The sequence below is a fragment of the Vibrio sp. PNB23_22_6 genome (genome assembly GCF_052877535.1).
Window position 1 is genome coordinate 1 of sequence record NZ_JBNFXP010000026.1, and the last position, 18875, is coordinate 18875.

General features: G+C 46.1%; 15 protein-coding genes and 4 pseudogenes. 11 read left to right on the forward strand and 8 right to left on the reverse strand.

Annotated features, from left to right (window positions below):
* Window positions 1-273 precede the first annotated feature (273 nt).
* The 5 genes from urtE to urtA all read right to left on the reverse strand — a co-directional run bounded on the left by urtE (window position 274) and on the right by urtA (window position 6028).
* Window positions 274-969, reverse strand: a complete 696-nt coding sequence (gene urtE, locus ACVA54_RS16715) for an urea ABC transporter ATP-binding subunit UrtE (RefSeq protein ID WP_099078976.1) — start codon at window positions 967-969, stop codon at window positions 274-276.
* Between the two features lies 1 nt (window position 970).
* Window positions 971-1822 (reverse strand): urea ABC transporter ATP-binding protein UrtD, encoded by an 852-nt coding sequence (gene urtD, locus ACVA54_RS16720; protein WP_446596457.1) that lies wholly within the window; start codon window positions 1820-1822, stop codon window positions 971-973.
* Entirely contained in the window at window positions 1819-2991 is a 1173-nt protein-coding gene (gene urtC / locus ACVA54_RS16725; RefSeq protein ID WP_446608399.1) for an urea ABC transporter permease subunit UrtC, read from the reverse strand. The genes urtD and urtC overlap by 4 nt, the downstream gene beginning before the upstream one ends.
* A gap of 10 nt (window positions 2992-3001) precedes the next feature.
* Window positions 3002-4621 (reverse strand): urea ABC transporter permease subunit UrtB, encoded by a 1620-nt coding sequence (gene urtB, locus ACVA54_RS16730; RefSeq protein WP_099078978.1) that lies wholly within the window; start codon window positions 4619-4621, stop codon window positions 3002-3004.
* Window positions 4622-4741: 120 nt separating this feature from the next.
* A complete protein-coding gene (gene urtA / locus ACVA54_RS16735) occupies window positions 4742-6028 on the reverse strand; it encodes an urea ABC transporter substrate-binding protein (protein WP_446579449.1) in 1287 nt (428 codons plus the stop codon).
* Between the two features lie 1458 nt (window positions 6029-7486).
* Here urtA and ACVA54_RS16740 point away from each other — a divergent pair.
* From ACVA54_RS16740 to ACVA54_RS16765, 6 genes are all read left to right on the forward strand, one after another.
* The gene (locus tag ACVA54_RS16740; RefSeq protein ID WP_172438100.1) at window positions 7487-7624 is read left to right on the forward strand and encodes a hypothetical protein; all 138 of its coding nucleotides are present in this window, start codon (window positions 7487-7489) and stop codon (window positions 7622-7624) included.
* An 18-nt stretch (window positions 7625-7642) separates the two neighbouring features.
* Window positions 7643-7831: a hypothetical protein gene (locus tag ACVA54_RS16745; protein ID WP_259343739.1), complete on the forward strand. Its 189-nt coding sequence runs from the start codon at window positions 7643-7645 to the stop codon at window positions 7829-7831.
* A gap of 312 nt (window positions 7832-8143) precedes the next feature.
* A complete protein-coding gene (locus ACVA54_RS16750; protein WP_446649763.1) occupies window positions 8144-9511 on the forward strand; it encodes a glutamine synthetase family protein in 1368 nt (455 codons plus the stop codon).
* A gap of 20 nt (window positions 9512-9531) precedes the next feature.
* Window positions 9532-10920, forward strand: a complete 1389-nt coding sequence (locus ACVA54_RS16755) for an aldehyde dehydrogenase family protein (RefSeq protein WP_446649764.1) — start codon at window positions 9532-9534, stop codon at window positions 10918-10920.
* Between the two features lie 20 nt (window positions 10921-10940).
* The gene (locus tag ACVA54_RS16760; RefSeq protein ID WP_446649765.1) at window positions 10941-12107 is read left to right on the forward strand and encodes an iron-containing alcohol dehydrogenase; all 1167 of its coding nucleotides are present in this window, start codon (window positions 10941-10943) and stop codon (window positions 12105-12107) included.
* Window positions 12108-12118: 11 nt separating this feature from the next.
* Window positions 12119-12826: a glutamine amidotransferase-related protein gene (locus tag ACVA54_RS16765; RefSeq protein ID WP_446618926.1), complete on the forward strand. Its 708-nt coding sequence runs from the start codon at window positions 12119-12121 to the stop codon at window positions 12824-12826.
* Here ACVA54_RS16765 and ACVA54_RS16770 read toward each other — a convergent pair.
* The 3 genes and pseudogenes from ACVA54_RS16770 to ACVA54_RS16780 form a co-directional block, all read right to left on the reverse strand.
* Complete coding sequence (locus tag ACVA54_RS16770) at window positions 12821-13672, reverse strand: sterol desaturase family protein (protein WP_446596453.1); 852 nt, start codon at window positions 13670-13672, stop codon at window positions 12821-12823. The genes ACVA54_RS16765 and ACVA54_RS16770 overlap by 6 nt on opposite strands.
* Window positions 13673-13681: 9 nt before the next feature.
* Window positions 13682-14692 carry a DUF2804 domain-containing protein gene (locus tag ACVA54_RS16775; protein ID WP_099078986.1) on the reverse strand — a complete coding sequence of 337 codons (1011 nt, stop codon included), beginning with the start codon at window positions 14690-14692 and terminating at the stop codon, window positions 13682-13684.
* 230 nt (window positions 14693-14922) lie between these two features.
* Window positions 14923-15015, reverse strand: a pseudogene (locus tag ACVA54_RS16780) (OsmC family protein); the annotation flags it as partial.
* A gap of 106 nt (window positions 15016-15121) precedes the next feature.
* On the opposite strand from ACVA54_RS16780, the pseudogene ACVA54_RS16785 reads away from it, so the two are divergent.
* From ACVA54_RS16785 to ACVA54_RS16805, 5 genes and pseudogenes are all read left to right on the forward strand, one after another.
* A pseudogene (locus tag ACVA54_RS16785) lies at window positions 15122-15437 on the forward strand (response regulator); the annotation flags it as partial.
* Window positions 15438-15887: 450 nt separating this feature from the next.
* Window positions 15888-16107: pseudogene (locus ACVA54_RS16790) on the forward strand (EAL domain-containing protein); the annotation flags it as partial.
* A gap of 158 nt (window positions 16108-16265) precedes the next feature.
* Window positions 16266-17639 (forward strand): NfeD family protein, encoded by a 1374-nt coding sequence (locus tag ACVA54_RS16795; protein ID WP_446649766.1) that lies wholly within the window; start codon window positions 16266-16268, stop codon window positions 17637-17639.
* A gap of 9 nt (window positions 17640-17648) precedes the next feature.
* Entirely contained in the window at window positions 17649-18431 is a 783-nt protein-coding gene (locus ACVA54_RS16800) for a slipin family protein (protein ID WP_099078988.1), read from the forward strand.
* A gap of 167 nt (window positions 18432-18598) precedes the next feature.
* Window positions 18599-18821: pseudogene (locus ACVA54_RS16805) on the forward strand (NAD(P)H-dependent oxidoreductase); the annotation flags it as partial.
* Between the last annotated feature and the right edge of the window lie 54 nt (window positions 18822-18875).

Sequence of the window (18875 nt, forward strand, 5' to 3'; positions counted from 1 at the left end):
CCCTGGGAGTATTTAGCAAGGTGTGAGAATAGGAAAAACTCTAAGTTAGAGTGCCACTAATCCAGGGAGGGTTACACATCGAGCATTTTAACTAAAAATGTGCTTCCCCATATCAGGACAAGTCACGGTGCTTAAGAACGGTTTTGTCCCCGCGCTGAGTGAACGTCAACCCCAGCTTTGCTTTCTAGCCATCACGACCTCCTGATAAATGCCTTCCCCAATGGAATGAGGATGAACATCATAGGCTCATACTTTGTGCCGTTAAAAGAGAACTCATACCGTGAGATACTCCTTTATCAACTGATCGTTCAATTGTTTAATATCTCCCTCTGCAACCTGACGACCACGGTCAAGAATACAGAAACGATCGCCCACTTTGCGCGCAAATGGCAGTTTCTGCTCTACCAATAATACTGTCAGTCCCATCTTCTCATTGAGCATGCGAATAATGTCACCAATCTCTTGCACGATATTCGGTTGAATCCCTTCTGTCGGCTCATCAAGGATCAGCAATTTTGGGTTCACAACTAAGGCACGACCGATCGCGAGTTGCTGCTGTTGACCGCCCGACAAGTCACCACCTCGACGATGAAGCATCTCTTTTAACACGGGGAACAAGTCAAAAATAAACGCTGGGATTTTACGATCCCCTTTTGCTCGAATTGGCAATCCAACTTCTAAGTTCTCTTTCACGGTGAGCATAGGGAAGATTTGACGTCCTTGCGGTACATATCCAATCCCTTGTCGTGGACGCTCCTCCACATTCAACTTAAGCAGTGATTGTTCTCCCATCTTAATATCGCCACTTTTCACCTTAACCAAGCCCATAATGCACTGCAACAAAGTCGTTTTACCTACACCATTTCGCCCCATTAGCACGGTACACTTGCCTTCTGGAATGGTCATATCCAAGTCCCACAAGGTGTGGCTCTCACCATAAAATTGGTTTAGTGATTTGATCTCTAACATCCTATTCTCCGAGATAAACTTGTTTAACTTCTGGATGAGACTGCACTTGGTCCATGCTACCTTCTGCCAGTACATGCCCTTGGTGCAAGACCGTCACGTGACTGGCAATCGAACGGACAAAGTCCATATCGTGCTCCACCACTACCACAGAATACTTTCCTGCTAGTGAATTAAGCAGTTCAGAGGTACGATCCATCTCTTGATGTGTCATGCCTGCAACCGGCTCATCCACGAGTAAGAGCTTGGGGTTTTGCATCAAAAGCATACCGATCTCTAGCCACTGCTTTTGACCATGAGAGAGGTTTCCGGCACTGTTGGTCGCTTCATCTTTAAGGTGAATCAGCTCCAACACTGATTCCAACTTGGCTCTCTGCTCACCGCTCATGCGGGCAGTGAACGTCCCCCAAACCGAGCGAACGCCCGACATGGAAAGCTCTAAGTTTTGCCACACACTCAAGCACTCAATCACTGTTGGTTTCTGGAACTTACGCCCGATACCCGCATTGGCGATTTCCGCTTCACTCATTTTTAGGAGGTTAATATTTGATCCTAGCCAAACCTTACCGTTGTCAGGCTTTGTTTTGCCAGTGATGATATCCATCATGGTGGTTTTGCCCGCGCCATTCGGCCCGATGACGCAGCGTAACTCCCCTTCTCGTATATAGAGGTTAAGGTCATTGAGCGCTTTAAAACCATCAAAACTCTTGTTTACCCCTTCCACATAGAGCAGAACGTTATGCCGCGTATCAATTGCAGGATGAACATCAGGCTTTAGAAAAGAAAACACTTCATCGCGACGCGTGAAGGTCTGATAGCCGACTTTGAAATGCTGAATAGATTGCAGGGCGCTCATGCTGTCACCTCCTTAACTTCACCCTTTTTTGCCTCTTGGTGAGCTTTGGGTTTAGGGTGAAATCGCATACGAATCGCCGCTGTAAGGTCGCTAACGAAACCAATCACACCTTTCGGGAAATACATCGTAGAAAGAACAAAAATACCGCCAAGTGCAAACAACCATACTTCCGGGAATTCCACCGTGAACCAACTTTTGGTGTAGTTGATGATCAGCGCCCCAACAATGGCTCCAAACAAAGTTGCACGCCCCCCGAGAGCAACCCATACCACCACTTCTATCGAGTTGAGTGGGGCAAATTCTCCCGGGTTAATAATGCCCACTTGAGGAACATAAAGCGCCCCTGCAAGTCCGGCAATCACAGCAGAAAGCACAAATACCCAAAGTTTGATGCCATCAACGTCGTACCCCATAAAACGCGTCCGTGATTCGGAATCTCGGATCGCTAAAGCCACTCGACCTAGGCGGCTCGTCACAACCATTCGGCACACGATGTAACTGAGTATCAAGACCACACCAGTGATCACAAACAGAGCCAGTTTAGTGCTGTCACTTTGCAAGCTAAACCCAAGGATGTCTTTAAAGTCTGTAAGACCGTTATTCCCACCAAAGCCCATCTCATTGCGGAAAAATGCCAACATTAAGGCGTAAGTCAGTGCCTGAGTCATGATAGAAAGGTAAACCCCTGAAACACGTGAGCGGAAAGCTAGATAGCCAAAAAAGTACGCTAGTGCACCGGGAACTAACGCCACCATGGCACAGGCAAACCAGAACTGGTCGAAGCCTTGCCAAAACCACGGTAACTCTTGCCAGTTTAGAAACACCATGAAATCCGGCAAAATCGGGTCACCATAAACACCACGATCACCGATTTGACGCATTAAATACATGCCCATAGCATAACCACCAATGGCAAAGAAAGCGCCATGGCCCAAACTCAATATACCGAGATAGCCCCAGACTAAATCAAGTGCCAGCGCCAGCATGGCATAGCTAAGGTACTTCCCCATCAACGAGACTGTAAACGTCTCGACGTGTAATGGATGTCCACTAGGTAGTAGGGTGTTAGCAAGCGGAACAAAGATAACAGCAGCTAGGATTGCCAATAGGGTCACTTGCCCACCTCGGTCGCCTTGCATTGCTGAAAGAACAAAAGATTTCGACTGCATATTGTTTTCCTTAACTTTCAGCCGTACGACCACGTTCAGGGAAAAGTCCTCGTGGGCGTTTTTGAATAAATAAAATGATGAAAATCAACACTAAAATCTTCGCCAGTACAGCCCCTGCCCATGGCTCAAGTACTTTATTGAACAAGCCTAGGCTCAATCCAGCGACTAAGGTTCCCCATAAATTGCCCACACCGCCAAACACCACCACCATGAACGAATCAATGATGTAAGCCTGTCCCATATTTGGCCCCACGTTGGTTAATTGAGAGAGGGCCACACCTGCGACACCGGCAACCCCTGAGCCCAAACCAAAGGTCATGGCATCGACCCGTTCAGAGCGGATCCCCATCGCACGGGCCATACCTCGATTTTGAGACACAGCACGGACCTGCAATCCAAGCGACGTTTTTTTGAGCACCATCAACAATCCCCAGAACACTAAGGCACAGAACAATATGATGTATAAGCGGTTATAAGTCAGTGACAGCATCGGGTTGATTTCTAACGCACCCGACATCCAATCCGGAGTGCTAACCGAGCGGTTTAAAGGAGAGAAGATAGAGCGCACCGCTTGCTGCAAGATCAAGCTGATACCAAAAGTAGCTAAAAGGGTTTCTAACGGGCGTCCGTATAAGTGGCGAATCACGCTACGTTCAATCGCGATACCGACAAAGCCTGAAACAATGAACGCCATCGGAATAGAGAGCAGCAGCGCATAGCCGATGTGGTTGGGCATTAACTGCTGCATCACGTAAGTGGTGTAAGCGCCAATCATAATTAACTCCCCATGCGCCATATTAATCACGCCCATCACACCAAACGTAATAGCCAAGCCAATCCCCGCGAGTACGAGTACGGAACCAAGACTGAGACCAAAGAAGATGGTTTCTGCCCCTGCATAAAACGATTGGGATTGCTGATAACGTGTCAGCGCCAGATTGGCGGAACTCTCAATCTCAACTGGTGGCTCACTGGCTAAAATACGATTTATCGTTTGAGCCACAATAGGAAACTTGTAGTCACCCAAGGTTTCAATCGCAACCACACGCTCTAACTCGCTGCGGCTCGCATCTTGAGCAACATCGATAGCCAGTGCAAGCTCAATAATTTCGGCGACTTTGCTGTCTCTTTCGACCGGCAAACGGGAGTATAATGCATTCAGTAGTTCATCATCATTGGTACCTAGCAAAGTCATCACCGCCTCATAGCGAACGCTCGCTTCAGCGCTGTTGATTCCCAGCGAGGCGAGCTCAGTGCGGATCTCTTTGCGTAATCGGTTATTTACTCTGACTTTCTTGAACTGACGATTGTTTTCAATCGTCAGAGATTCATTTCCCCAAGCGGACGTTGCCTGTTTTGCAGACTTCAGGTTGTCGACAACATACAGCGCTTGGTGATTTTCGGCGAACTTGTCACTGAAGTAGTAAAGATTGCCATCGAGCCAAGCGTTAAGGACTCGCTTTGCGATTTCCGCGTTTTGCGCTTCTACTAACCACTCAATAGCTTGTAATTTTTGACTGGTACTCTTTCCGATAAGAGCATCACTAAAACTCTCTTTTCCGGTCACGGCCGCCCAACTAACGTTTACTAAAAGCAGCATCAATAGCACTGCTTTAAACACATTTTTCATGACTTTCGTCCTTCATCAACCGAGCTTATTGTTTGCTGCCAGAGCACTTTGCCTAATATGTTGTTTTTGCTCGGGAACCCCGAGAAACGGTGCTCCACAGTGGAGCACCGCATAGGCAAATTAGTTACTGCCTGCGCATTTCTTGGTCTCAATGTTGAATGCACCACAGGAGAATGGTTTAGACCAGCTTGAGAAAAGCTTCGCGGATTCAGGTAAGTATTTCGACCACGCATCACCAGCAACTAAGCCTGTGGTTTCCCATACGATCTCGAACTGACCATCGCCTTGGATCTCACCAATCAACACCGGTTTAGTGATGTGGTGATTTGGCATCATGGTTGAGTAGCCGCCAGACAAGTTGGGGACCGAAACACCGATCAGAGCATCTTGTACGGCTTCCGCATCTGTTGTACCCGCAACGGTAACCGCTTGCGCCCACATATTGAAACCAATGTAGTGCGCTTCCATCGGATCATTTGTTACGCGTCCTTCACTCTTGATAAACTTGTGCCAAGCCTCAACAAACTCTCCATTCGCTTCGGTGTCGACACTCATAAAATAGTTCCATGCCGCTAAGTGACCCACCAACGGCTCAGTGTCCATGCCTGACAGTTCTTCTTCACCCACTGAGAAAGCGATAACAGGGATGTCCTCTGATGAGATACCTTGCGCACCAAGTTCTTTGTAGAAGGGAACATTTGCATCACCATTGATCGTGGACACCACTGCGGTCTGTTTACCTTCAGAACCGAACTTCTTGATATCGGAAACAATGGATTGCCAATCAGAGTGACCAAACGGCGTGTAGCTGATCATGATGTCAGCGTCGTCAACACCTTTTGATTTAAGGTATGATTTTAGGATTTTATTCGTTGTTCGTGGGTAAACATAATCGGTACCGGCAAGCACCCAACGTTCGACTTCTAGATCATTCATCAAGTAATCGACTGCTGGGATTGCCTGCTGATTAGGGGCAGCGCCCGTGTAAAAAACGTTTTTCGATGACTCTTCACCTTCATATTGCACTGGGTAGAATAGAATACTATTGAGCTCTTCAAACACAGGTAGCATTGATTTACGCGATACCGACGTCCAACCACCAAAGACAACATCAACCTTTTCCTTTTCGATCAGTTCACGCGCTTTCTCTGCAAATAAAGGCCAATTCGACGCAGGATCGACAACAACTGCCTCAAGTTTTTTCCCTAATAAGCCGCCTTTTTTATTCTGCTCATCCACCAGCATCAGCACAGTATCTTTTAGCGTGGTCTCACTGATCGCCATTGTGCCTGAAAGTGAGTGCAAAACACCGACCTTAATCGTGTCTTCTTCAGCGGCCGCTGCACCAATAGAAAGTGTTAGAGAGGTCGATAGTGCAGCAAGCGTTAATTTGAACGTCTTGTTCATAGTGGAAACTCCATCTTGTGAATTATTATTCAATTAGATGGGGTACAAGAAGAGTGCCAGATTAACACCAAAGTGGCACTAATCATTTATTCTCTAATTTTCAGTAGATTAAAACAAAACACCAAACTAGGTGCAGAAGCAACGCCGTACAATGAATCATGATGGTGCAATTCCAGAGCACTTGAACCAAAATGAGGATACTCATCGCCAAGTAGTTAGTCACTTAGAAGGTTAAAGTCGACGCTTCTATGAATTTCACCTAACTGCCGTCCCTCAATCGATAGCGATAAATCGCCTTTACTAACGTTAGACACTGCCCTTGCATAAAATTGCAAGTGGATTCATGTTTTCTTTCTACTTTATCAATGGTGGTAGACACCTTGTGTAGTCTTCTTGATGGCTACGGAGCCAAATTGAATTTTCAAAAACATACCAGTGAATTCAATGGAGAGACCATTACTACAAGGATGAAAGAGAAAATGACTGCACATTCAATCGGATTAATGTCGACGATATTTTAAATCGGATGCAGCGGCGATGACGATAGCAAAAATATTGCAGCGGAGATAACTCCTCCTACCGCTGTCGAAAATTCGTCCGCGTGTTTCAATTAAGATTTGTATCGTTTGGTACTGAAGTGTTCGAAGAATATTCACTGTCATTTAATCGCGCTAAACTCGGCACCTATACTGGACAACAAACCGTGTCGAGAACATTGAGCTATGAGGGTTATAATAATGTCTTAGAGATAGAAAGCGACCACAGGTGAAACGTTCACGTCCTCTGAAGAGCTTATTTCTGCAACAATTAATGGTAATCCGATTTAAAAGACAAAAGACACCCACGAATTTTGTTCTCCAGAACTGAAGTCTGTAAAATTAAAGACTTGGGGTCACTTTTGTCTAACACGAGACCGGCTATACGTGACGATGAATAATGAAAAACCATGTGTCTATTTGAAAAAATTGGCTTTATTAAGGAAAGAATATCAGCTAAAAACGGGCTTGGTTATAACGTTTCCAGTAAGGTGTTTTGTAACGAGACATGGAACTACAATGATTAACTGATGTAGCCGATCAGATCGTAAGTTCCTGATTTAGTTCCATCGAATTACGCAACAAACCCCTCCACTATCTTTTCCTACCATTCCAACGCATATTGGTATCTTTATCTTCATCAATCAGCTCGAAGTACGCAAAGGGGAGCGCACTGTTTTTGACCTGAACTACTCATCAAAGCCCGAATGAACCAAAAAAATACAACTATAATGATATCTAGCAATAAACAGAATGGTGTAATGATGACTACTTAAGTAAATGATCTTATACGTGCAATCATAACTAGTGACAAAATTGTCGAAGAAAAAATAAAATTAATCAATGAGGTTAGAAAAACTCGGCCTCCACTTAATGATAGATGGCTCTATCGCTTGGTCTATGGTTCCTTGGTGGCGTTACCATGGGCACAATAATTTTTTCGTTCCATACGGATGATGGCATTCCTGATGGTACTTTAGCGCTCGGCTCTGCTGCTGTTGGGGCATTAGCGGGCTTATCTCGCCACAGACAGTGGGCAATGGTGACAGTCGATAGCTAAACGAAGCCGAAAAAAAGCATGAACGCATTCGGATTGAGTGTAAACGAGCAGCAACACGTGATGTCATTCTGGGCGGGGATCACTGAAGATTACACGGTTGGCTGGGCCGATGTGACCAAATACTTCCTAACCAACAATATTTCCGGCGCTTGGTGTGGCTCATTTTTGCCAACAGTGAACGCTGGGATGCCTTACCTGAGCACCTAAAAACGTTATGCCGTTTGTGTATGGATAGCCACACGATTATCGCCAACATTGGGATTGTGGCGGCGAAGCAAAACTGCCTGTTCATGGAGACAAACTTGAGTTAACCACCATTCCAGATAAAGAGTGGAAAACGGTCGGTCAAAAAGCGCGTAAGTTCTGGGATGAAATAGCAAAAACCAGCCCAAGAAACAAACGGGTGATCGATATACGCAAGCAATATACTGTCGATATGGAAAAAGCAGGCAAACCTTACCGTTATAGCTAATCAGGTATTACACCGGATCCAGTAGCTAGTGCAAAGAGGAACAACGAATGGACGCAAGATCAGTAAAGACCATTGAAGATGCCAAAGCGATCGTTGAACATCGTAACCTTTCTCATGTCAAAGTCGGCTTATTTGATAATGATGGCATCATGCGGGGTAAATACATGTCGAGAGAGAAGTTCTTCTCCTCACTTGATAAAGGCTTCGCGTTTTGTGATGTCGTTTTAGGTTGGGATAGCAAAGACCAGCTCTATGACAACGCCAACTACACGGGTTGGCATACTGGCTATCCAGATGCTCCGGTCAAAATTCTACCAGAAACCTGCCGTGACGTGCTCGACGAAAAAGGCATGCTGCTATTTATCGCCGAGTTTGAGGAACCTGCCTCTGCTATTTGTCCACGCAGCACACTTGAACGAATCATTACAAAATATCAAAAACTAGGACTTAATCCTTTTTCTGCATTCGAATATGAGTTTTTCATTTTCAAAGAAACACCGCAATCAGTACGCGAAAAGAATTACCAAGATCTGGAGTCAATTACGCCTGATTGGTTTGGCTATTCCATGATAAGGAACTCCACCTACATCGAGTTGTATCAACAGATCTTAGATATGGGTGAAACCATGGACTTTCCGATTGAAGGGATTCACTCAGAAACAGGACCAGGCGTGATCGAGGCCGCCATTGCGGTTGATAGTGCGATGAATGCCGCCGACAAAGCCGCGCTTTTCAAAACCTATACCAAGGTGTTGATGCAAAGAAATGACATGATGGCGACCTTCATGGCGAAATGGAGCAATGACTACCCCGGACAAAGTGGCCATATTCATATTTCACTGCAGAACGACGATGCTAGCTCCGCATTTTACGATCCTAGCAAAGAGCACAATATGAGTGAAATTCAACGCCATTTTGTCGCTGGTTTACAGCGATTGATGCCAGAGTTTCTTTGCATGGTTGCACCAACCGTCAACAGCTATCGTCGCATGATTCCTGGGTTTTGGGCGCCGACCCATTCCACTTGGGCTGTAGAAAATCGCACCACATCATTACGAGTCATCCCTGGCTCAGAAAAAAGCCAGCGTGTGGAATACCGAATTGGCGCGGCCGATGGCAATCCGTATTTAGCCTTAGCGGCCGCTTTAGCTTCCGGCCTATGCGGTATTCTCAATAGATGGCAGCCAGGAGAAGCGATCGTTGGTAACGCCTACGAACAAGAGGTACCGGAAGAGCTCAAACTGCCTGCCACATTATGGGAAGCAGCTCAAATGCTAAAAGCATCCCCTTACGCGCGCGAAATGTTCGGCAATGAATTTGTTGACCACTTTGCAGCAAGCCGAGAATGGGAAGAGCGAGAGTTTCGTAAAGCCGTTACCGATTGGGAACTCAAACGCTACTTTGAAATTATCTAACGGAAAATAGGAGTTCGTGTATGGAACAGCACACCGTCTCTCCCGTTGATGGCTCCATTTGCGTATCGCGGGCGTTGTCCTCCACCGAGGAGATTCACGCAACAATTGAGCGCGCGAGCCAAAGCCAAAAAAAATGGCAATCGACCTCGCTTGAGACTCGCAAATCGATTTGCAAACAAGCCATTGCAAACTTTGTGAATAACCAGCAAGTCATTAGACAAGAACTCACCATGATGATGGGGCGCCCTCTGACACAGACTCAAGGAGAGATTGCTGGGGTAAAAGAACGGGCTTTATCAATGATCGAGCAAGCAGAACAAGCTCTAGCAACCATTACGTTGGCAGACAAATCTGGCTTCACGCGCTATATCAAGCGGGTACCCTTTGGTAACGTCCTTGTTATTGCCCCATGGAACTACCCTTATTTAACCGCTATCAACGCCGTCATTCCTGCCCTTTTGGCGGGTAACTGCGTTATTTTAAAACATTCTGCTCAGACACCACTTTGCTCTGAGCGATTAGTGCAAGCTTTTGAAGGCACGGGCTTACCACATGGGGTATTTCAGTTCCTGCATACTGACCATCCATCGACAGAACATATGATCCAACACCCGCTGATTGACTACGTGGCGTTTACTGGATCTGTCGCAGGCGGCGCAATGGTAGAGAAAAATGCCGCTGGGCGTTTTATTGGTGTTGGCTTGGAGCTCGGAGGTAAAGACCCGGCTTACGTGCGCGCTGATGCCGATATTGATTATGCCGTAGAAACCTTAGTCGATGGGGCTTTTTTTAATTCTGGTCAATCATGCTGTGGCATCGAGCGTATTTATCTGCATGAATCTATTCATGATCAGTTTGTCGAAAAAGCGGTTGCACTGACTAAGCAATATCGGTTAGGGAATCCAACCTCATCAGAGACCACATTAGGCCCTGTCGTTCGCACTTCTGCTGCCGATTTCGTTCGCTCACAGGTTGAAGATGCGATTTCGAAAGGTGCCGTTGCTCATATTAACGAGTCACTATTTTCAGAAAGCAAACCAGGGACCCCCTATCTTGCCCCTCAGATATTGACCAATGTTGACCACACCATGCGCTTGATGACTGAAGAGTCATTCGGCCCTGTCGTCGGTATTCAATCTGTTTCTAGCGATGAAGAAGCCATCGCACTAATGAATGACTCTCAGTTTGGCTTAACCGCTGCGATTTTTTCCAGTGACGTACCAACGGCCACGAGTCTTGGTGAGCACATTGAAACTGGCACCGTCTTCATCAACCGGTGTGATTACCTTGATCCAGAACTGGCGTGGACAGGCGTTAAAAACTCCGGGCGCGGTTGTACATTATCCACCATCGGCTTTGAAATGCTCACTCGACCTAAGTCGTTTCATATTAAGTCTCTCAACGACTAAAACAGATCAGGGATAGATACATGACACTGACCCATTGGAATTACCCTACCTCAATTAGCGTCGGCGAAGGCGCACTAGCAACATTGGCCGATCATTGCCGACGTTTACATATCCAAACTCCGTTACTGGTAACCGACCCCTTTTTAGCTGACCTCGACATTGTAAAAAGTACCGTAGCCTGTTGTGCCGAGCGCGGAATAGACATTACTATTTTTTCTGGTGTGCAAGGTAATCCAACCGACGAAAATGTCAGTAACGGTATTGACGCATATAACGCGAAAAACCACGATGGCATTATTGCCTATGGCGGGGGATCGAGCCTAGATGCCGCAAAGGCCATTGCACTCTGCGCTAAACAAACACTGCCACTGTGGAGTTTTGAAGATATTGGCGATAATTGGACCAAGGCAGACGATCGCCAAATTGCCCCGGTGATTGCCATCCCAACCACTGCAGGAACGGGCTCTGAAGTTGGTCGAGCATCAGTGATCACAGACTCTTACAACCACACGAAGAAAATCATTTTCCACCCCAAAATGATGCCTGTCCAGGTGCTACTTGATCCGCTAACCACCATCGACCTTCCTTCGCACATTACTGCTGCTACTGGAATGGACGCCCTATCCCATAGCTTAGAAGCCTTTTGCGCACCGAGCTATCATCCGATGGCCGACGGTATCGCACTTGAATCGATGCATCTTATTAAACGCTACTTGTATAAAGCGTATATCGATGGCCACGATATTGATGCCCGAACTCAATTACTGGTTGCATCATGCATGGGGGCCACCGCGTTTCAGAAAGGCTTAGGGGCGATGCATGCATTAGCACATACCCTAGGCGGGCTCTATGACAAACATCATGGCTTACTCAATGCCATTTTAATGCCCTATGTACTGCAAGCAAACCGCACACAAATTGAAGATAAAATGCTCACGCTCGCACAGCGACTTTCATTGCCATCGCCAGGGTTTGACGCGGTCTATGACTGGGTGATTGATTTGAGAAAAACCTTAGGTATTCCGCACACACTTGCTGAGATCGGCATCGGCCAAGAGGATGCGGTCAAGATTGGTGAATTAGCCTTCAATGACGCTGCGGCTGGATGTAACCCAATTCACTTTACTTCCGCTCAATACACACAACTGTTCTTGCAAGCGCAGACCGGTGACAAGACGACTTCATAACGGAGGCAACGATGAAAATTGGCGTATTAATCTGCGATGATGTCAATCCTGCACTGGAACCAGAGCACGGCAATTATCAGATGATGTTTAGCCGACTGTTACTTGCCGTCGATAACACACTCGATCTTCAATTTTACAGGGTGAACCACAATGAATTTCCAGAAACACTCAACGAGTGTGACGCCTATATGACGACGGGAAGTAAATCCGGTGTGATGGATGAGGCCGAGTGGATTGTACGCATGGAGGTGCTCGTTCGCCAAATTCACCACGCTCAAATTCCCTTCGTCGGTATCTGTTTTGGCCATCAGATGCTAGCGAAAGCGTTGGGCGGTGCAGTCGCGAAAGCAGACGTTGGTTGGGGCGTGGGTGCCGTGATCGCTAAAGTAAACCAACCACAAACATGGATGACGCCTTACCAAGACGAATTTAATCTATTAGTCAGTCACCAAGACCAAGTACTTCGTATGCCAGAAAGAGGACAAGTGCTCGCGGGTAACGATTTCTGTCCCATATCAATGATGCAAGTAGGGCCGACATCATTGGGGATCCAAGCACATCCTGAGTTCTGTTCTGCCTATTCTAAAGCATTAATACAAATGAGAAAGGACATCATTCCTGAAGAGGTGCAAAGGAGAGGCCTCACCTCATTGCAGCTACCTACCGATGGCCTACTCATTGCTAGCTGGATGCTGAATTTCATACGCTCGGTCTTATGAATCTGACGGTGGGGAGAACAATACACGCCAGCGCTCGCCCCAGGTTAAATCTGGCTGGCTTACCTCTTTAAGCATATCTTTCCATTCTGCAAAGGTGACCGTAAAAGGATTAAAGCTGTTTACAGGCTTCGAGATCCCATAACGAACCGCTTCAACTTCTTGTTCAAACGTACCGAACATGCGATCCCAGATGATCAGCACCCCCGCGTAGTTTTTATCGATATATTGGCGATTCACGCCGTGGTGTACGCGATGATGAGACGGCGTGTTAAACACCCACTCTAAAGGTCCAAGAGAGCGAATCGCCTGAGTATGAACAAAGAACTGCAGCCCTAGGTTGAGTAATACCACAAACACAACCCACTTAGGATCAAAACCGATGATGACCAACGGAAGCCAGAACACCCACATCCCTGCTAATGGGTACATCAGACTTTGACGAAATGCCGTGCTGAAATTCATGCGCTCTGAACTGTGGTGCACCACATGCGCTGCCCACATCCAACGGATACGATGGCTTGCGCGATGAAACCAGTAATAAAAGAAATCTTGCAAAACCATGAGTAATAAAAAGGTAGATACGGTCATCTCGATATCAAACAAGCGCCAATCAAACCACCATAAATACAGTTTGGCGATCAGCAAGCCTGTCAAAATATCTGTCGCTTGATGAAGCCCTGCAAGCACAAAGTTGCACACCACTTCCGGCAAGTCATATCGTGCGCTTTCAGGCAATCTTCCCGCACGTTGACCAAACCAATACTCTGCTGCAATACAGAGAAAGAAGATTGGTGCGAGCAACATCAGCAAAAAGTCAGGGTGTTCCGTAATTTGTGACCATTCCATCGTCTCTTCCTACCATTTCGCGTAGTGATCTTCGGTGAGTCCCATCACCTCATCGAGCTCGTGCTTCGTGCCATTGCCATCAATTAAGTGACCAGAAAAGTGGCCGACAAACTGACGGAAATTACTCTTCAAAAACCAAAAGTTCTTTTTCTCTGATCGTTGGTTCTTAGGCGTGAACACCAAATCGATGCGCTTGTCTTGTGACGTGATTCGCCATAACTCTTCTGGATGAACGCGAGAAAACTCAAACTGCACTGGCGGCATTAAATGACGTTCATCATCCACCCAGATGACGTTTTCACAAAAGCCCGTTTCGTTCACGCCCGCAGCAAGGTTCAAACCAAACTTTTTATTCTCACTACGATGATTAATACTCGCCCATCGCCAACTGGTTTCTCTTCGCATGTAACCTGCCGAGAAGTCATACCCCGCAACGGCATTGGTTAAATCTTGCTGCTGCCCTTTCACATTCAGCTCACCTTGTATGTTGAGCGTGTTGTGTTTTTGAGTGTAGGTCCAGCCCGAGTATGCCGTTGGTGTACAAAGCATCAGAGGTAAGCTTTCTGGTAAAGACTGTAGTATCAAATTAGCTTGAATGAGATGCGTAGAGAGTTGCACATGCCACTGCCCGCTTTCAATATTGAATCGGATTGTGTCATTAGCTAGGTGCGCTTGGCTGTTCCAGCTAGAGGGCTGAGTTTGATAACCGACATTGAGCGGTTTTAACCATTGCTGCTCGACGAGTTCGTGCGTTTCTGTATCGAACACATAACAGAAACCAGAAGCCAAGTAGCGTATGTCCGCTATCGCCACCCCAATGATGTATTGAGGCGTTACAATGGAGACAAACTGAAACTGTTTATAATCGAAATATTTTCGCCAACGGGAAGCCGGTTTATCCATTTCATTAAGATATTGGAAAGTATCCAACTGAAGTGATTCTGGTATCGCTTCTAGGTGACCAAATTGAGGTAAGCCGTTAGCGTGAATAAAGTGTTTCAAAGGAGTCTGCACATCCATGCTCGTTATTAATCAATGACACACTATTCAATGTTAACATTAATTTAACAGAAAACTTTTTGCGCCACTGCACAACAATGGTTCACCGGATTGACTAAAATGAACAAAAATGTGAAACCAATCACCTATATTCACGCCATTAAATGGTGTATTAGAGCTTTCACTTGGGTTCAAAACGCGCGTCCAAGAAGATTAATTAGATACGGCCTGCGTTAGAAAACGGCACCTTTCTATTCTACCAACTCTGTGACAATCTCAGTTTTAACCGAATTAGCAATAAAACAGTTTTCGTGCGCCATATTGTGCATCTTCTCTATTAACTGGCGATCAGCTCAAAGTACTCGGCTTTTAAGACGTTCTTACCGCGAATAGTGCCCACATGATGGCCAATTCTCTTAAATCTGGCGCAACAGATGCTGCAATCGTTGGGCTATCGACACTGAACTCGATTTAATTGCCGCGCATATCGCTATTGAAGAAAACCAGTACGTAGCGGCATTCAAGGGGTTAAGTGACTTGTATCGACGCAAGCCATTTACGCATTTTTATGCTCAGTTTCACCTCGCCTGGCTGTTGCACGAAATGAACTTTGAAACAGAATTCTCTCAAGCAATAACTTGGTATTTTGAAGGCTTAAGCTCTGACTCTAGTGACACTATTTTATCGAGCAAGATAACCTTAGGACGCGCATTAGAACAGAAAAAATAGTAAGCGCCAAAAGTGGATGGAAGAACAATACAAAAAGAGAAAGGGGATTTTACCCTTTCTCTTTATTGGCTTACCTGTCTAACAACCGATTTACCCAGGTTATCTCCCCATATGCAATCAGATCAAATATAGTGAAAAAAATCACACAAATAACAATCAACTTGATTAAACGTTGAATAATAAGCATCTCGTACCCTAAATTTTTCTGTCCGCTTCCAACTTCAATTCTATTCGAAGAAGGCAACTTTCAGCATTTTAAACTAAGTCATTGTTATCAATTCAATACATAATTTTCAATTATTGTATTCATCAATCTCCAATAATCTATGGCATGAAGCTATACCCGTTCAACTTGAAGATATAGGCTTCAGAGCGTTGTCACTGATTCCCTGTTTACCGAAAGTAAGCAAGGAAAACAACGCAGCGTAATAACAAGCGCTTTCCAAGTCATTCTCGCTGACCCTAGCCCCTTGAAGTGGTTTGAGTATATATTGATAAAATAGAGAACAATATTCGGGCTAAGACACTCGTTCGTAACATCGCAAGCTTGTCACGAGAACTCGGCATGACCATTGTTGCTGAAGGCGTAGAAACACCAAACCAGGCGCAAAAACTCAAAGCGTGGAAGATTGATGAGTGGCATAGGCTTCTACTTCTATAAGCCTATGCCACTTAAAGGTGTGTTCGAGCCGTTTTCAACTCGTTAGAGAAATAATCAGAGCATCAACAGAGAGAGTCATTAGAGCGCGTCGATAGGCGCTCATTCCTTTGGGTTAGGATATTTAATTCCCAGAGTCGCAAATGTCGTATCTATACTCAAAATAGAATTTTCAAAAAGTCCCGGTGATCACACAAGGAGGACTGTATGAAACGAATATGGATATGGCTTTTACCGCTCATATTTTTTACAGGTCAAGCGCTAGCAAGCACCATTTGGGTCATACCGATAAAAGGTGCCATTGGGCCTGCGACTAGCGACTACCTATCGCGTGAAATTGAGCAAGCTCAAGTCAATGGCGTTAGCTTAATCATACTGAAAATGGACACACCAGGGGGACTGGACAGTGCCATGCGCGATATTATTCACGCCATCACGACGTCTTCTGTGCCTGTCGCTACTTGGGTCGGACCATCCGGGTCACGTGCCGCTAGCGCCGGTACCTATATCTTACTGGCTAGCCACATAGCGGCAATGGCTGAAGCGACAAACCTTGGTGCTGCAACACCAGTCTCGCTCGGTGGTGCCCCTAAACCGCCTTCCACTACTGACGATGAGGAACCATCAAAAACCAAAGAGTCGGACTCTGATTCGAGCCCCTCTTCAGACCAAGTTCCAGCCAAAACCGCCATGGAAAAGAAAGTCATCAACGATGCCAAAGCGTACATCAAAGGCTTGGCTCGTCTTCATGGAAGAAATGCAGAATGGGCAGAGAAAGCCGTCAGTGAAGCGGCGAGTTTAGATGCCACAGAAGCCCTTGACCTCAATGTCATCGACTATATTGTGAATTCTCCTGAAGGACTGGTGATGGCCATTGATGGTCAGTCAGTAAAGGTGAACAACCAAGAGGTGACATTGTCACTAAAAAATCCCATTTGGGTTGAGAGGGTGCCAGATTGGCGTGCCGAAATGTTAGCGGTGATCACCAACCCTAACGTTGCTTATATTTTAATGCTCATCGGTATTTATGGCCTATTATTAGAATTCTATAATCCTGGTATCGGATTACCTGGTGTGCTTGGCGGGATCTGCTTACTTCTTGCCATGTATGCCCTACAAATGATGCCTGTCAATTATGTTGGCCTCGGTCTTGTGCTATTAGGCATCGCTCTTATGATTGCAGAAGCGTTTAACCCAAGCTTCGGCATACTGGGGCTTGGTGGCGTTGTCGCTTTTGTTCTCGGCTCAATCTTCCTAATGGACAGTGAATTACCCGGTTTCCAAGTCGCCCTACCATTGATATTTGGGATCGCGATATTCTCAGTCGCACTGATCCTGATCACCGTTGGCCTATTGCTACGAATACGGCGCAGAAAAGCCACAACCGGTCTGGAAACCTACCCGGGTAAAAGTGCCATCGTCAGTGATGATTTTATTGATGGCACTGGGCGTGTGCAATTAGATGGCACGTTCTGGCAGGCAAAAGCAGAAGAACCGTTAAAACGAGGTGACCAAGTTACCATTCTTAAAGTGAAAGGGCTGACTCTAACGGTAAAGCCCAGTGACCGCCCGAAAGGATAGGAGGCGCTTATGATGCTCTACACTGCTGCCGTAGTTCTGGTTTTATTGTTTGCATTGGCAACGCAAATGTTCAAGGTGCTGCGTGAATACGAGCGTGGTGTGGTATTTTTCCTTGGGCGCTTTCAAGAGGTGAAAGGCCCTGGCCTGATTATCTTGATCCCGTTCATCCAACAAATGGTGCGAGTCGATTTGCGAACGATTGTCTTAGATGTTCCGACCCAAGATTTGATCACTCGTGATAACGTTTCTGTTCGTGTAAACGCGGTGGTTTATTTTAGAGTGGTCAACCCTGAAATGGCCATCAACAACATCGAAAGTTACAGTGATGCAACCAGTCAACTCGCGCAAACCACGTTGCGTTCCGTGTTAGGTCAACATGAACTCGATGAACTTTTGGCGGAGCGAGAACGCCTTAATAAAGACTTGCAATCAATACTCGACCAACAAACCGATGATTGGGGCATCAAAATTGCCACTGTTGAAGTAAAACATGTCGATCTTAATGAAAGCATGGTTCGTGCCCTCGCCCGCCAAGCAGAAGCGGAACGTAACCGTCGCGCAAAAATCATCCACGCAACGGGTGAGTTAGAAGCTTCCAGTAAATTGAAAGAAGCGGCAGAAATGCTCAATGAAGCGCCTAACGCCCTGCAATTACGCTACATGCAGACGCTAACGGAGATAACCACCGACAAAACCTCCACGATTATTTTCCCAATGCCTATTAATTTGGTAGAGGCGGTGACCGATATTGCTAAGGCAGTAAAAGAGAATCAGCAAACGAAGCAGGATTAATCGTTACATCATGAGGAGTCGCGCAATACCGCTACTCCTTTTTCTGCCAACAGTTCATTTAGCCAGCACGTATTTTTTCTGTCTCACTACTTCCCTTGCCTCACCTTGCCATTTTCAACAAAACGTTGAAGGTGATTAAAAAAGCACGCACTATCAATAGGCAAGTCATCGCACTAGGTAGCCTCCTGCACACACTGGCGCGCCTAGGTATCGACTCTACAGCAATGGAAGGTGTGACTTAGCACTGATTGCGAAGAATTCAAAGCAGAGTTAGACGGTCACGTATGTGAAGTGGAACTGGCTATCGGCTACCACTAAGACGGCGAAGACTACAACCACGGTCTACCAAAAGGGCGTCTACACATGGATGACATAATTACCACTCTTTAATGAGTATCGTCTCCTAGCCTCGCTATCTGAACCATTGTTCAAATTAAAAGAGCC